The sequence below is a fragment of the Paraburkholderia eburnea genome, assembly GCF_002917095.1.
Lineage (GTDB): Bacteria > Pseudomonadota > Gammaproteobacteria > Burkholderiales > Burkholderiaceae > Paraburkholderia > Paraburkholderia eburnea.
In genome coordinates, this window is the sequence record NZ_PQGA01000030.1 from 1 (window position 1) to 14,674 (window position 14,674).

Annotated in this window: 13 protein-coding genes; 5 read left to right on the forward strand and 8 right to left on the reverse strand. The window is 61.8% G+C overall.

The features are described from left to right. Positions 1-331: 331 nt before the first annotated feature. The 3 genes from B0G62_RS29110 to B0G62_RS29120 form a co-directional block, all read right to left on the reverse strand. A complete protein-coding gene (locus B0G62_RS29110) occupies positions 332-787 on the reverse strand; it encodes a hypothetical protein (protein ID WP_244193429.1) in 456 nt (151 codons plus the stop codon). A gap of 308 nt (positions 788-1,095) precedes the next feature. Beyond that, positions 1,096-1,587, reverse strand: coding sequence for a nuclear transport factor 2 family protein (locus tag B0G62_RS29115; RefSeq protein ID WP_103707634.1), 492 nt, complete (start codon positions 1,585-1,587; stop codon positions 1,096-1,098). Between the two features lie 79 nt (positions 1,588-1,666). Next, complete coding sequence (locus B0G62_RS29120) at positions 1,667-2,323, reverse strand: TetR/AcrR family transcriptional regulator (RefSeq protein WP_103707635.1); 657 nt, start codon at positions 2,321-2,323, stop codon at positions 1,667-1,669. A 215-nt stretch (positions 2,324-2,538) separates the two neighbouring features. Here B0G62_RS29120 and B0G62_RS29125 point away from each other — a divergent pair, with 215 nt between their 5' ends. Further along, a complete protein-coding gene (locus B0G62_RS29125; protein WP_103707636.1) occupies positions 2,539-3,195 on the forward strand; it encodes a YceI family protein in 657 nt (218 codons plus the stop codon). Positions 3,196-3,220: 25 nt separating this feature from the next. Here the strand turns inward: B0G62_RS29125 and tdh are convergent, their stop codons facing one another. Beyond that, a complete protein-coding gene (gene tdh, locus B0G62_RS29130) occupies positions 3,221-4,252 on the reverse strand; it encodes an L-threonine 3-dehydrogenase (RefSeq protein WP_103707637.1) in 1,032 nt (343 codons plus the stop codon). 30 nt (positions 4,253-4,282) lie between these two features. Next, positions 4,283-5,482: a glycine C-acetyltransferase gene (locus tag B0G62_RS29135; RefSeq protein WP_103707638.1), complete on the reverse strand. Its 1,200-nt coding sequence runs from the start codon at positions 5,480-5,482 to the stop codon at positions 4,283-4,285. Between the two features lie 124 nt (positions 5,483-5,606). On the opposite strand from B0G62_RS29135, the gene B0G62_RS29140 reads away from it, so the two are divergent. The 3 genes from B0G62_RS29140 (at position 5,607) to B0G62_RS29150 (ending at position 7,935) form a co-directional block, all read left to right on the forward strand. Next, positions 5,607-6,320 (forward strand): helix-turn-helix domain-containing protein, encoded by a 714-nt coding sequence (locus B0G62_RS29140; protein WP_103707639.1) that lies wholly within the window; start codon positions 5,607-5,609, stop codon positions 6,318-6,320. A 108-nt stretch (positions 6,321-6,428) separates the two neighbouring features. Next, positions 6,429-6,833 (forward strand): DUF2471 family protein, encoded by a 405-nt coding sequence (locus tag B0G62_RS29145; RefSeq protein WP_103707640.1) that lies wholly within the window; start codon positions 6,429-6,431, stop codon positions 6,831-6,833. A 94-nt stretch (positions 6,834-6,927) separates the two neighbouring features. Further along, a complete protein-coding gene (locus B0G62_RS29150; RefSeq protein ID WP_103707641.1) occupies positions 6,928-7,935 on the forward strand; it encodes a tyrosine-type recombinase/integrase in 1,008 nt (335 codons plus the stop codon). Between the two features lie 81 nt (positions 7,936-8,016). Here B0G62_RS29150 and B0G62_RS29155 read toward each other — a convergent pair whose 3' ends face one another. Then, positions 8,017-9,222 (reverse strand): DNA-binding protein, encoded by a 1,206-nt coding sequence (locus B0G62_RS29155; protein WP_103707642.1) that lies wholly within the window; start codon positions 9,220-9,222, stop codon positions 8,017-8,019. A 1,808-nt stretch (positions 9,223-11,030) separates the two neighbouring features. Here B0G62_RS29155 and B0G62_RS29160 point away from each other — a divergent pair. Further along, a complete protein-coding gene (locus B0G62_RS29160; protein WP_103707643.1) occupies positions 11,031-12,389 on the forward strand; it encodes a replication initiation protein in 1,359 nt (452 codons plus the stop codon). A gap of 121 nt (positions 12,390-12,510) precedes the next feature. On the opposite strand, the gene B0G62_RS29165 is transcribed toward B0G62_RS29160, so the two are convergent. Together B0G62_RS29165 and parA are read right to left on the reverse strand one after the other, a co-directional pair. Continuing rightward, a complete protein-coding gene (locus B0G62_RS29165; RefSeq protein ID WP_103707644.1) occupies positions 12,511-13,572 on the reverse strand; it encodes a ParB/RepB/Spo0J family partition protein in 1,062 nt (353 codons plus the stop codon). A gap of 24 nt (positions 13,573-13,596) precedes the next feature. Further along, positions 13,597-14,259 (reverse strand): ParA family partition ATPase, encoded by a 663-nt coding sequence (gene parA, locus B0G62_RS29170; RefSeq protein WP_103707645.1) that lies wholly within the window; start codon positions 14,257-14,259, stop codon positions 13,597-13,599. Positions 14,260-14,674: the final 415 nt, after the last annotated feature.

A 14,674-nucleotide genomic window follows, 5' to 3' on the forward strand; every position in this document is an offset into this window, starting at 1 on the left:
TCACTTAAGAACCCGTCGCTCACTCAAAGCTGACAGGAATTTGAATCACTTCAAAAACCTGACTTACTTCTGTGTGAGACTCTTGATACTTTTGCTATCTCGCCAGATCAAAAAATGATCGCGACGAGGAGCTAGATCGAATCAAGCGCCCACACTTATCGGCTGTAAATTTTTAAAGATCGATTCGCTGAAAACCGCTGAAAAATCAAGCTATCCGGTGTTTTCTGCGTCGCTGCATCAGCAGGAGGAGGCGAATTATGCAGGGCGCAGATCGACCCGTCAAGCGAATTTGAAAAAATTATTTCAACGGGCCGATTTTTCTAAAAACCGCTCAAAATTTCACCCGCAATTGAAACCCGACCGTGAATGGCAAATCATCGGACGGAATCGGCGGAATGACGATGAAGTTCACGCCCACGCGCTTATACGCAACCATCACGATAGGCGCGGCCACCGGGCCGATCGTGTGATTGTGGCCGAGGCCCCAGTTGCCGTAGTTGTAGCCGGAGATGATGCCGCCCATGGCTGCCAGGCGCACGTAACCCCAATGGAGAAACTCCGGCGCCCAGACCCCGCCGCCGTAAAAGGAGGGCCGGCGCAGCGAGTTGCGAAAGCCCCCTGCTGTGACGCCCCATTGGTCGCTCGGCCAGCATTCGATGCCGAGGCCCGGGTTGAACTGCTCGAAGTCTTTGTCGGGATGGATGTGATACGAGCCGACCATCGCGTCGACCCATAGGCCCGCGCCGCACCAGTCGGCCGCGCGTGCGCCCATTGCCGCGCCAAGCATCAGCAGCGTGAGCGCTGCGCCCGCAATCGTCTTTCTCCCTGTCCTGCCACCGCGCACTTGCCAAAACCGCATGGGCTCTCCGTCCTCGCGCTCGCCGAATTGCTTCGGGGCGTCTGCTGCTGGGTCTGTTTATGGTTTGCTGTTGTTCTGCCTTCCGGTGACTGCAAACTGTACAGCAAGCGCGCCCGCACGCGTACCGAGGCTTTGCTCGGAAACGCGGCGGGCGCATCGACTGTGTTTGCGTCACCTTCGGCTCAGACCATCATGCCAGCCCAGTGCGTCGTGGCGATGAACGCGGAACGCGCCGCTCAGAGGCCGAGGTCGCTCAGACCCGGATGATCGTCGGGCCGGCGACCGAGCGGCCAGTGATAAAGACGGTCGGCCTCGCGAATCGGCAAGTCGTTGATGCAGGCGTGACGATGCGCCATCAACCCGTTCGCGTCGAACTCCCAGTTCTCGTTGCCGTACGAGCGGAACCAGTTGCCCGAATCGTCGTGCCACTCATAGGCGAAGCGCACCGCGATGCGGTTGTCCGTATAGGCCCACAGTTCCTTGATGAGCCGGTAATCGAGTTCGCGCGCCCACTTGCGCGTGAGAAAGCCGACGATGGCTTCACGCCCCGTCACGAATTCCGCGCGATTGCGCCAGACGCTTTGCGGCGTATAGGCGAGCGACACGCGCTGCGGATCCCGCGTGTTCCAGCCGTCCTCGGCGCCGCGTACCTTCTGGATGGCGGTTTCGCGCGTGAACGGCGGAAGCGGCGGGCGGACTTCTGCGGGGGTCGTGTTTGAGTCGGTCATGGTCGTGCTCCTTTCTCTGGCTGAAGGGCGGCGAGCCGACGTGGCGCGCCTGATTCGAACAAAGCGGAAGATTCGATCGTCAGCGGCGCAGACGCGAGGCTTGCGCGCAGTCTGGCGTAAGTGCGTCGAGCAATAGCTGGCCGGCTGCGCGCGCATCGTGCGCGGCATCAACGTCCCCGCTCACCAGCGCCACGCCGATCGCGCCGTCGATCAGGATCAACCACTGGTGCGCGAGTCTCATGGCCACGCGTCGATCGGCGCCGTTGGCGAGGCGCCACGCGTCACATTGTTCAGCAACGAAGGCGAGCAGCCGCGCCTTGTGCATACGCGCGACCTCGCGCACGGGATCGTCAGGCGACGCGGTTTCGCCCGCGGCGTTCAGGAACGCACAGCCGTGAAAGCCATCCGAGGCAAACCACTCGTGCAGCACGTCGAACATCGCAAGCAGGCGCGTGCGTGGCGTACGGCCTCGTTTGAGCGTCCCGTCGATGAACCAGCGCATCCAGCGCTCGTCGCGACGCGTGAGCGCTGCCGCGACGAGCGCGTCCTTCGATTCGAAATAGGTATAGAAGCTCTTGCGCGCGGCTCCTGCCGAGCGGACGATCGCATCGACGCCCGTGGCATGAATGCCGCCCGCGTAAATCAGCGCTTCGGCGGCTTCGAGCAGGCGCTCGCGCGCATCGAGCGACGATGAAAGAAGCGGCGATTCTTCAGCGGAAATAGCAGTCTTGCTCATGACATCATCGATTTGAGGTGGAATGATCGTTCTCCATGACCGGTAATGTAGAACGATCATTCTCCCAAGTCAAGCGAAAAACTTAGGCTCGCGCGCGCACGGATTTTGCCGGGGTCCGACGGAGATATCGCCGATACGGCGGAGAATGGAAGAAAATCGCGGCCTGATACGTTCTGTTCTTATGACGCCCTTGCGTCTTCCACCACGGAGAAACCATGAACCGACGCCGAGCCTTCACTGCATTGCTGTGCGCCGGATTGCTCGGCTGCACGCCGCTACGCGTGGTGACGCATAGCGTGAGTTCCACCGAAGCAGCCGTGCCGGCGGGTCAGTACACGCTCGATCCCCACCATTGGAGCATCGTTTTCGATGTCGATCATCTGCACTACACGCGCTTCGTGATGCGCTTCGATCGCGCGAACGCGTGGCTCGACTGGCGCGAGCACACACTGGAAGACGCCACGGTGGAAGTCGATATCGATGCCGCCAGCCTCGACACCAACGTGGACGCGCTCGATCGCATGGTGAAGGGCGCACAGATGCTCGACGCGCAGCGTTATCCGCAGATCCATTTCGCCAGCACGCACTTCGAGCGCACCGGCGAAGCGAATGGCAGGCTGACGGGGAAATTAACGGGTAATCTGACGATCCGCGGCGCGACGCAGCCGGTCACGCTTGACGTGACGTTCAACGGCTACGCGCCGAATCCGCTCACGAAGCAGCCGACGCTGGGCTTTTCGGCGCACGGAACCTTCAGCCGGTCGGCGTTCGGGTTGACGACGTGGTATCCGGCGGTAGGCGATGCGATCGACGTACGCATCGAGGCTGAATTCGAGCAACCGCCGCCAGCAGGCGCGGCGGCGGCTCAATAAGCGGAATGAAGAAAGGGACGAGGACTCAGGCGCCGGTCCAGTCGAGAATCACCTTGCCGCTCTCGCCCGAAAGCATGGCTGCGAAGCCCTTTTCGTAATCGTCGACCTTGAAGCGGTGCGTGATGATGGGCGACAGATCAAGCCCGCTTTGCAGCATCGCGACCATCTTGTACCAGGTCTCGAACATCTCGCGGCCATAAATGCCCTTGATTTCAAGGCCCTTGAAGATGACCTGATTCCAGTCGATGGCGGTCTGCGCGGGCGGAATGCCGAGCAGCGCGACCTTGCCGCCGTGATTCATCGATTCGAGCAGAGCCGTGAAGGCACTGGGCACGCCCGACATTTCGAGGCCCACGTCGAAGCCTTCAGTCATGTGCAGGTCGGCCATCACGTCGCGCAGCGATTCGCGTGCGACGTTCACGGCGCGCGTCGCGCCCATCTTGCGCGCGAGGTCGAGGCGGTAGTCGTTGACGTCGGTAATGACCACATTGCGCGCGCCCACGTGCTTCGCGATCGCCACGGCCATGATGCCGATCGGCCCCGCCCCCGTAATCAGCACGTCTTCGCCGACGAGATTGAACGACAGCGCCGTGTGCGTGGCATTGCCGAACGGATCGAAGATCGCGGCAAGGTCGTCGGAGATTTCCGGTGGAATCTTGAACGCGTTGAAGGCCGGAATCACGAGGTATTCAGCGAACGCACCCTCGCGGTTCACCCCCACGCCTGTCGTATTGCGGCACAGATGACGACGGCCCGCACGGCAGTTACGACAGAAGCCGCAGGTGATATGACCTTCGCCCGAGACGCGGTCACCTATCGAGAAACCCCGTACTTCCTGGCCCATTTCAACGATTTCGCCCACGTATTCGTGGCCTACGTGCATCGGTACGGGGATGGTCTTTTGCGCCCAGTCGTCCCATTTCCAGATGTGAATGTCCGTGCCGCAGATCGCCGTGCGGTGGATCCTGATCATCACGTCGTTGTGGCCGACTTCGGGCTTCGGCACGTCGGTCAGCGTGAGGCCCGGGCCGCGTTCGAGTTTGGCAAGTGCTTTCATGTTATTTCGGTATCCCTGGTAAATCGCCGCTCAAATCACGCCCAGTTGCTTGCCCACGCGCGCGAATGCCGCCACCGCGCGCTCGACCTGTTCGGGCGTATGCGCCGCGCTCATCTGCGTGCGGATACGCGCGCGGCCCTTCGGCACCACGGGGTAGGAGAAACCGATTACATAGACGCCTTCATTCAGCAGCGCATCGGCCATTGTGGAGGCCACTTGCGCGTCGCCGAGCATCACCGGAATGATGGGATGCTCGCCCGGCACGAGCGTGAAGCCGAGCGCACTCATCTCGCGGCGGAAGTGCGCGCCGTTGGCCTGCACGCGCGCGCGCAGATTCGCGCCTTCGTCGCTCGCGATCAGTTCGAGCACCGCGAGCGAGGCGGCGGCGATGCTGGGTGCGAGCGTGTTCGAGAACAGATAGGGGCGCGAGCGCTGGCGCAGCAGTTCGATCACTTCCTTCTTCGCCGCGACATAGCCGCCCGATGCGCCGCCCAGCGCCTTGCCGAGCGTGCCTGTGATGATGTCCACGCGCTGCGCGACGCCGCAATGCTCGGGCGTGCCGCGGCCGTGCGCGCCAATGAAGCCCACCGCGTGCGAGTCGTCCACCATCACGAGTGCGTTGTAGCGATCCGCCAGATCGCAGATGCCCTTGAGATCCGCGATGATGCCGTCCATCGAGAACACGCCGTCGGTCGCAATGAGCTTGTAGCGCGCGCCGCCGGCATCGGCTTCGCGCAGCTTCGCTTCGAGATCGGCGAGGTCATTATTCTTGTACCGATAGCGGCGCGCCTTCGAGAGCCGCACGCCGTCGATAATGCTCGCGTGGTTGAGTTCGTCGCTGATGATCGCGTCTTCTTCGCCGAGCAGCGTTTCGAACAAGCCGCCGTTGGCGTCGAAACAGCTCGAATAGAGGATGCTGTCCTCCGTGCCGAGGAAGGCGGCCAGCGCGCTTTCGAGTTGCTTGTGCACCGTCTGCGTGCCGCAGATAAAGCGCACCGAGGCCATGCCGAAGCCGTCGCGATCGAGCCCGTCCTTCGCGGCGGCGATCAGGCGCGCGTCATTGGCGAGCCCCAGATAATTGTTGGCGCAGAAGTTCAGCACGTTGCTGCCGTCGGCCAGCCCGATGGCGGACGACTGCGGCGTCGCGATCACGCGCTCGCTCTTGTGGAAGCCATCGGCGCGGATCTGGTCGAGCGTCGCGCGCAGGTGGTCGAAATAGGAAAGGCTCATGGGAATGTGCTCCTGACAGGGCAAGCCGCGGCTGTTATAGTCGCCGTCAGCTTCGAGCGAATTTATTCGTTTTTTCGAACTCAAGTTCGGTATATCGAACAAACTCTAAACGATGAGGCAGGGAATGGCAAGCACCGGCTCAGGCGCGCGCGCGCAGGTCAAGAAACCAGCAGACGATCCGGCTGGCGCGGTCGCCGTGAAACCCGTTGCGCGCAAATCCCGCGCCGCAGTGGCCAAAACCGGTGCTGCGACGGAACCCGGCGACCTGCCGGGCAAATCAGCGCCCGCCGCGCCCCCGCGTGTGGGCGAGCAGATCCAGCGCCTGCGCAGCGAGCGCCGCATGACGCTCGACGAACTGTCGCGCGCCGCCGGCGTGTCGAAGTCCATGCTTTCGGAAATCGAGCGCGACAAGGCGAATCCGACCATCGCCGTGGCCTGGCGGCTGACCAATGCGCTCGGCGTCAAGCTCGACTCGCTGTTCGCCGCCCCCAGGGCGCCCGATGCGATCGTCGTGGCCGGCTCGCACGACATTCCCACCTTGCTCGGTCACGATGCGGGCTATCAGCTGCGCGTGTGGGGCCCGATCGAACTGGCCGGTCACTTCGAATGGTACGAACTGACGCTCAAGCCCGGCGGCGCGCTGGTGTCGAACGCCCATGAGCCCGGCACGCGCGAGCACCTCACCGTGCTGCAAGGCGCGATCGAAGTGGAAGCGGCCGGCAGCGTCGAACGGCTGAAGTCGGCCGACACGGCGCGGTATATCGCCGACCAGCCCCATGCGATCCGCAATGTGGGCAAAGGCGAAGCGCGAGCGCTGCTCGTGGTGATTCACGGCTGATTCACGGCTTACCCCGCTTGGCCGGATGGCCAAAACACACATTCCGGGCTGCGCGATCGCTCCAACTACTGTATATTCATACAGTAAAAAGAACGAACGGAGCCGCCCATGCACACCTCGCGCATCCCGAACGAGCAGGATCTGGCCGCCTTGCGTTTCCAGGCGGCCGCGCGCGATCTTGAGCAGATCGTGCGCAGCATCACGCATCGATATATTGCCCAGCAGGTGCCGCTGAGCTGGCGCCTGCTGCACGCGATCGAAGCCGAGGCGCTCGCCGATCTCGGTTTCGCCAGCCGTCACGACGCGCTAATGCTCGGTCTGTTCCAGCGCCCAGGCGATCTCGCTTATCCGGAAACCGACGAAACCGTCGACTTCGGACAGTCCAATGCGCTGCCCGCGGTGTTCGCGTTCGCCGTCAGCGCCTATGAATATGCCGCGCGCAGTGCCGAAGAAGCTCAACGCGACACGCGCCGCAAGGCGGCCGTCAAGCGCTCGCGCGCGTGGGGCGGCTGATGATCGCGCCCGTCCTTGACCCCATGTTTGACTCCATCGCGCTCCAGCCTTCGCTAGAATTCCCTTCTGCGTTGCAACTAACGGAAGGACAGTGATGACCGCCTCCGACTTGTCCCACTCGTCCCCCTCTTCCCGCGATCTCTTCGACCAGCAGCGCAAGGACTGGCAACAGGACCCCGCCGCGGCCTTCGATGCGTGGCTGGCCGCGCAGGATCTGCGCCGTTCGTCGGCCGATATCTACCGCGTGCAATGGGGGCGCTTTCTCGAATGGCTCGCGCTCAAGCGCAAGACCATCGTTTCCGTCGATACCGGCACGATCGCCGAATTCGTCGCCGGGCTCGAAGTCAAGAAACCGCAGCGGCTGCGCTACCTGCGCCTGATCGAGCGCGTGCTCGACCATGTGCGGCAGATCGAACTGGCGTCCACGAACCCCGCGCGCTTCATCGCCCAGGACGGCGAAGCCGCCTGGCGCAACGCGCGTGAAAACGAGCCGACCGGTTTTCTCACGGCCACGGAGCGCGCAGCGGTGATCGCCCGCCTGTTCGCCCCGCTCACCGAACAATCGGCGGCCAGGCGTTGGCGCGAGCGGCGCGATCGCGCGCTCGTGGCGGTGTTTCTCGGCGGCGGCCTGAAAACCGGTGACGCGATCGCGCTGCGGCTCGACGCCACGGCGATTGGTTCGGAATGGATCACGATCGAAGCCGACAATCCGGCCTTCACGCACAGCACGAAGCTCGCGCCGTTCGCGGTCGACGTGATGGGGGCGTGGCTCGAGGCGCGGCGTCTTGCGGGGCTGCCCGGACAGCTCGTGTTTCCCGGCTCGCCCAGCGGGCGGCCGATGCACAAGGCCACGGTGCTGCGGGCGATCGGTGGATTGATGGAGGCCGCGGGCGTCGCGCAGACGCGCGCGGAGCGCGCCAGTCCGCAAACGCTGCGCAACAGTTTTGCGGCGGATCTGTTCGAGCGTGGCGTGGATGCCGATCAGGTCGGCCAGTGGCTGGGTTTTCTGCAGCCAATTTCGGCGGGGCGCCTGCATCGCTCCTGGCGCGTCTGGGCCGACCGGGAAGCCGCCCTGCGCGCGGCTGATGCTAACCCGGTATAAGCTAAAACAGACCTCTAAGGCGTCAAGAATCCCGTGAAAACGCAGTGGCGCGTGTCGCCGCGATTCCCGTAAACACTCACCTCAGCGCGTCGCCGACAGTCTTTTCCCGGCGACAAATCGCGCGAGCGCCTCCAGTCGCGAAGCGCCTGCGCCCGACGTGTAGTCGCACTCGGGACAGGAAAGCTCGAAACCCTCTCCCACCTGCGAAAGCTCCGGCTCGCCTTGCTCGCAATTCGGACAGTGCGCCGGCAAGCCGACGTGACCGTCCACGAGGGTGCCAAGCTGGGCCAGTTCCGGCTGCGTGAGGCGGCCTGACTCCGCCAGTGCGCAGAGCACGCTCGCCACCGAGCCATCGATTCCCTGCTGCGCGCGCAGTGTCGCTACCTGACGCGTCAAGCCATCCACCTCGTCCGAACGCTCGCGCAACACCGTGTCGAGCCGGTCGGCGCGCGCCTTGGCCGTCGCCAGTTGCTGGATGAAATCGAATTCTTTCCGGCTCGCGTCGCGCTGCGCAGCCTGCCATGTCGATGACATCGTACGCAGCGAATCGAGCTCGACCAGCATCGGCTTCACGCGGCGCTCGGCTTCGGCCAGTGCATCCTTGATCTGCTGGGCGTAGTGCTCGGTACTGCGGCGCATTTCCTCGTGCAAACCATCGATGCGGTCGCGCAGGCCTGCGTTGGTGGCCTGCTCGGCATCGATACGTTTTTGCAACGATTCGTTTTCGGCTTCCAGGCGACGCACCGTGGCCTGGAGACTATCGTGATGCGAGGCGTCGTGCGCCGACGAGGCCGCGAGCTGATTCTCGAGTTCTCGCACGCGAAGCCAGGCGGCTTCCGTACGGGTTTCGCTGCGCAGGAGCATTTCGTCGGCCGCCAGCTGTCGCGCTTGGGCATCGCGCAAAGCCTGTTCGGCATCCTGGCGACTGGCGTCGATAACTTCGCGCTCTGACTCCAGCGTTTGCTTCGCCAGTATGCGGGCTTCTTCAAATAGCGCGCCAAGCAGTTCACCCGCGCGTTCTTCCAGTGCGGGGGGGATGGCGCCGCTGCCCACGCGTACTTTGGAAGCCGCACGGATACGCTGCCAGAACAGTTCGATGTCTTTGGGAATATCGCTGGCGCTACCGGTCTGCGTCAGATCGCGGACGGTAGCCATTGACGGCCGAATGCCAAAATCAAAAAACAGCCGTTTGCATGCATGGAGCGAAAGCTCCTGGCGGCGCGCACCGTCCTTGCGCAGGCGGTCGAGTTCTTCGCGAAGGGTCTGGCGTTCTTCGTCTCGAAGCATGGTTGTCTCGGCTAGGGATAACGGATCGAATAATAACAAATTACGTATTGTTCGATACGATTTTCCAACCTATGTGCATGCAGGCCTGAAAGCAGTGGATAGGCAGACTCAAAATCGCGTGCCAGCTCACGCCTGTCTCTGTTGGTTCGTGAAACAAATCTAGGTTTACGCCTTAAGTAATTGTAAACGTTTGATTTTCCATGGGCGAGCCATTTATAGACAATGTTTCACGAGGCGTTGGGAGGTGTCGTGGGCATTTCTTCGAGAAGAGGATGTGGATATCTCAAGGGGCTCGCGGGGTTAGAAAGGCTAGAGAGTAATAAAAGTAAACACCCTTGATACCCGTTAAAAACGTTAACGCCACGGCAAAGCCTTACCTGGCGTGGTTTACAGACTGCCTGGGTGAAGCTTTACGGGACAGGTAGTGAGGCTCTACGGGACGTGTGGGTGATGGGCTTCGGGGAAGCCGGTGAGAGCCTGCGGGAAAGAACGTGAGCGGATTCGGGGCCAGCCTCATTCTTGACTCTCCGGCAAGGGTGAGCGATTACGGGAGCGAATGTGGCGGGACCCGTGTATACGCCGGAGGGGCGGGCGCTGTTACGCGAAATGCAACGGTGAGCGGATTCGGGGCACGCGATCTCCATGTTTTTTGACGCGAATCGGGCGGTCGAAAAGGCTTGGGTGAGAGCTATCGGGAAAAAACGCCGGGTGAAGGTGATGCTTTCCGGGAGCCGAAGGCTAATTTTGACCGGATTGAGGCGTTTCAGGGCATCAAGTGAGCTTTTACAGGAGGGCAAAAATCGCGGTATGGGACTGCGAACGCTATGAGCTTCGTCGGCCAGTGGCTTGTTTCGGGCGTTGAGGTGAGGATTTCCGGGAGCCTGCCATGAAGATCTGAAATTGGACATTCCCCATCGCCAGGACCGTCGTAGGTGAGTGTTTTCGGGAGCCTTTTTGGGTCAATTTATGTGCTGAGGTGAGGGTTTTCAGGAGCTAGTTGGCGTTCACTGACGGCAAAACCTTGAAAAACAAAGGCCGTGAAATTCGATCGATACCCACCGTTGTCGGAAAAGGTGAGAATTTTCAGGATTGGTGCGAGGCGATTTTAAATGGCTGACGAAGCTCGCGGGACCCTCCAGGGTGAGCCTCTTCGGGAGGTATTCATTCGATTGCCGGCCCGCGGAGGATGTGGATAACCCCCAGAATTCATTAGCTTTTTCTCATCGCGGTTCAAAAGGTGAGATTCTTCGGGAGCTTAAACCTGGCTTTGAACCGCTGGCCGGGACTGTATAAAGGTGAGGCTTTTCAGGAGCGCTTTCCTCTCCATGGCGCAGCAAGAATGGCACTGGAGGCCGCACGGCTGGGTTGCTGTCGATGATATAGGTGAGTATTTTCGGGAGCCAAAAGGCACAAACTGCGATGTCTGGCGAGCCAATATGCCCGGTTAGCGCCTTAGGGAATAGGTTGGACGGCCGATTTGAGGTCTGCTCGATGCCGGAGAGACGCGAAGTCACCCTCTGCCCGGAACCCTGGTGTTGCGTTCACGCCAGGAAATTTTTAAGGTGAGGCTTTTCGGGATGAATTCGACACCGTGCGAAACACTTCTTGATCGACGGTGCGCTTGATAAGCTAGTACCCGTCGGGAGCCCCGCCGCCAGGCGGGTTGCGCAAAGGTGAGGCTTTCCGGGAGCGTTTCGCGGTGAGGTGTGCGATTGAAGCCGCCATCACCGGCAATGGTGAGAGGCGCGCTATAGACGCGTTTCACCACAAACGGTATCCTTGCGCGAAATCTCACCTTGACCCGACGCATGGCCACGAAGCGCGTGAAAAAAACCGATGTGGTGAGCCCCAGCTCGGCCGAACTGCGTAAGGCCGTCGAGGCGATCGCGATTCAGCCGAAAAGCGGCAAGATCACCCTGCTCACCCGCAAGCTCTTCAATGTCCTGCTCGCCGTCGCGCAGCAGGCCGACGAGGCTGGCGATACCTATCGTGCACTGCTCTCCGACATCGTCGCGAACTCGGCGTTCGACTCGAACGATACTGCGCTCGTGAAGGAGCATTTGCGCCGCATGGTGTCGGTGCAGGTCGAATGGAGTCAGGGCACGTCGAGCCAGAAGCCGGGCCGCAAGTGGGGGATCTCCACACTGATCGCCGACGCCGAAATTCTCGAAGATCCGACGACGCGCCGCGTCTGGGTGGAATTCTCGTTCGCGCCCAAGATCAAGAAGAAACTGCTCGACCCGGTCCAGTATGCTCGTTTGAGCCTGCAGTTTCAGAGTCAGCTGCGCAGCAGTGCGGGTCTGGCGCTCTACGAAATCTGCGTACGCTATCTCACGAATCCGAGTCATCTGACGATGCGCGAAACGTGGGAGTGGTGGCGCCCGATTCTGTCCGGTACGCCGGACACCGAAGCCGGCGACGAGGCCAAACGCGAGTACAAGTATTTCAAGCGCGACTATCTGCGCCCGGCGATTGCCGAAGTGAACGCGGTGACCAACATCTTCGTCGAGCTCATCGAGCATCGCGAGGGGCGGCGCGTTGCCGAGATCCAGTTCCGCGTCACCGAGCGTAAGCAGCCGATGCTGGCGCTCGACGAGCACCCGAACGTGTTCGACAGCACGCTCGTGGATCGCATGGTGAAGATTGGCATTCCGCTCAAGGAAGCGCAGTCGCTCTACGCCGATAGCGAAGAGAATCGCATTCGCGCGGCGCTGCAGCTCACCGAACAGCGCATGCGCAGCACGAGCCTGCCGCCAGTGCGCAGCGCGGCCGCGCTCTTCAAGGATGCGCTCAAGAAGGGCTACGCGCCGCCGGTCGAGGACGCCGCGAGTGCTGCGGCATCGGGCCGTGCGCTCGCGGCGGGCGCTGTCGCGGCGGACGATCCGCGGGCGCGTCTGATGGACGAATACGCGGCCTACCGGCGCAAGGAAGCCCGCGCACTCTACGACGAGCAGGGCGACCTCGAGCGCGAGATCGCGCGCACCTCGTTCGAGAACGACGAACTGCCGGGACTCGGTGCGCATTTGCGCGATGACTGGCGCCGTCGCGGTCTCGACTCCAAGCTCGGGGAGACGGCGTTCTTCGACTGGCTGGCCCGCAAGACCTGGGGCGAGCCGACAGATGGCGATCTGCTTGCCTTCACGCTGAATCACTCGCGCGCAGCCTGATAGAGCGAGCGAAGTGCTCCGCTGAAACGGTGGAGTCGTAAAGAAGTTCCAAATGAAAAGCGGTCTTCACGCATTCCACGTGAAGACCGCTTTTTTATTTTCGGACCAGCGTGTTCGAGGCTTACTTCGCCTTCAGCATCGCTTCGATCTGGTGAAGGATGGCGTCGCGCCGGTCCTTCGTCAGTCCCTTGAGGCGCAACTCCAGCCGGTCATCGCCATACGACTTGAGATCGCCGACCGATACGCCGTCGAACTTGATTTCCAGACGCTGCGCGTAACGCTGCCGGGCCGCCGGTTTGGGACTTTCCTGCGGCGTGGCGCGGCCCTTGACGATATCGGCCACCTGACGCGTGCTGAGGTCATCGGCAAGAATCCGGTTGATGAGCCGCAGCGTGGCGTCCGTGCCGCGCGCGCCGTGATATCGGCCAACTTGATACGCCATGTTCGATCCGAAGCGATCCGGACGCGCGACCATTTCCTGCATCACCGTCTCGGGCAGCTTGCCGATGGACAGGGCGACCGCCACGGTCGATTCGTCGAGACCGAGATGCTCGGCCAGTTCGCGCTGGCTCTGGAAGTGCCGGTCGTCGATGAAGCGCTTCCAGACGACGGCATTGTCGAACACCGTTTGCGAGTCGCGCTGCACATTGAGGTCGTAGCCGAGCTTGTAGCTTTGCAGGCCGATAGGCAAATCGACGACGATCGCCTTGACGACTTCCCGGTTGGCTTCCTTGAGCGCACGCACGCGCCGTCCGCCGTCGCTCACGAAGTAGCTGCCCGGTACGGCGTAGTCGGGAATCACGTGGATCGCCTGCTGCTGACCCTGCTTCGCCAGGTTCACCGCCAGTTCGGCAATCGACGACTTCAGATAGAAGTGACGCGGATTGAACGGGCTTGGCTTGATGGCCTTCAGCGGTAGTTCGATGATCTGGCCGGGCCGGTAGCCCTGGTCGATACGCCACGCGCGGTATTCGGCGGATTCATGCTCGGGCGCGGCCAGGCTATCGCCTGCGGAGTCGACGGCGGGCTCGGGTTGACTTGCGCGGCCAACAGGTTCGCGCGTCTTTGGCGAGTCCTGGACGAGGCCATCGATAGCGTTGAGGCGGTCGAGCGCCGTACGCTTTTCGCTGCTCGTCGTATCGGGACGTGCCTGAAAACCCTTGGCAAATTGTGAGGACTTCATTCAGGTTCCTTTATGCGCATAAAGTCAGGAGAGCATCTCCGCGATCTCGTTCGCGCAGGCGCGAACTTCGACCGCGGCGAGCCGCGCACCACGATCGTTCATCTGCAGGACCGTCTGACCGAGGGCCATCGCCTGCTTGTACGCTTCGCGGGTGGGGATCTGCGTCTTGAGCAAAGGGAAACCGAGTTCTTCCAGCGCGCGCTTCAGTTCGCGCGTGAGCATACGTTTCTCTTCGGTCTTGTTCAGCAGGAATACGGCCTTGAGGTCTTCGTTCATGACCTGCGCCTGCTGTACCAGCTTCACGAGGCCGACGCTCGACCAGTAATCGGCGGGCGATGACGACGTGGGAATGACGGCGATGGTCGCGGCGAGGAGGACCACGCCGGAGACTTTCTCGGTGATCGACGGCGGGCAGTCGACAACGATGATGTCGTAGTCCCCGATGAACTTCTTTATCTCGCGGTGGATCTGGCCACCCGCTTCTGACAGGTTGACCACCGGAAAGGGAATACCGACGTCGCCGTCAGCGGACGCACTGGCCCAGTGAACCAGCGTGTTCTGGCCGTCGGCATCGACCACGAGTACACGCTTTCCCCTTTCATGGAATGCTGCGCCGAGATGCATCGCGATCGTGCTCTTGCCGACCCCGCCCTTCTGCTGCGTGACTGCGATTATCTCTGCTGCCAATTGATTTTCTCCTTTTGCTAATTGTTTTGGATTTTACCTGGATTAAGTTGTGATTCAACGGCGGCCGTCTGATTTTCGTCGTGTGGGCGCACAACGTTGGCCATTTGGCCTGGGTTTATGCGCATAAAGGTTTGAGGCTGGCGGCGTCTCCTGGGGGCTTGGTGCGGCCAGGTTGGTGAGGATTGAATGCGCTAACCAATTCAGCAGGTCAAAGGACCGGGCTGTCGGCAGGTTTATGCGCATAAAGCGAGTGAGTGTGGACGCCGGGGACGCGCAGGAGCAGGTCGCCCGCCAGAATCGCGTCGGCAAAGATAGGCGGCTTTATGCGCATAAAGCCACGAGTGCGCCTCGGCAACCACGCCCTCATCGGCCGCGCGCAACCACTCCCCTCCTTCGCGCTTCTCACTGCCGCACC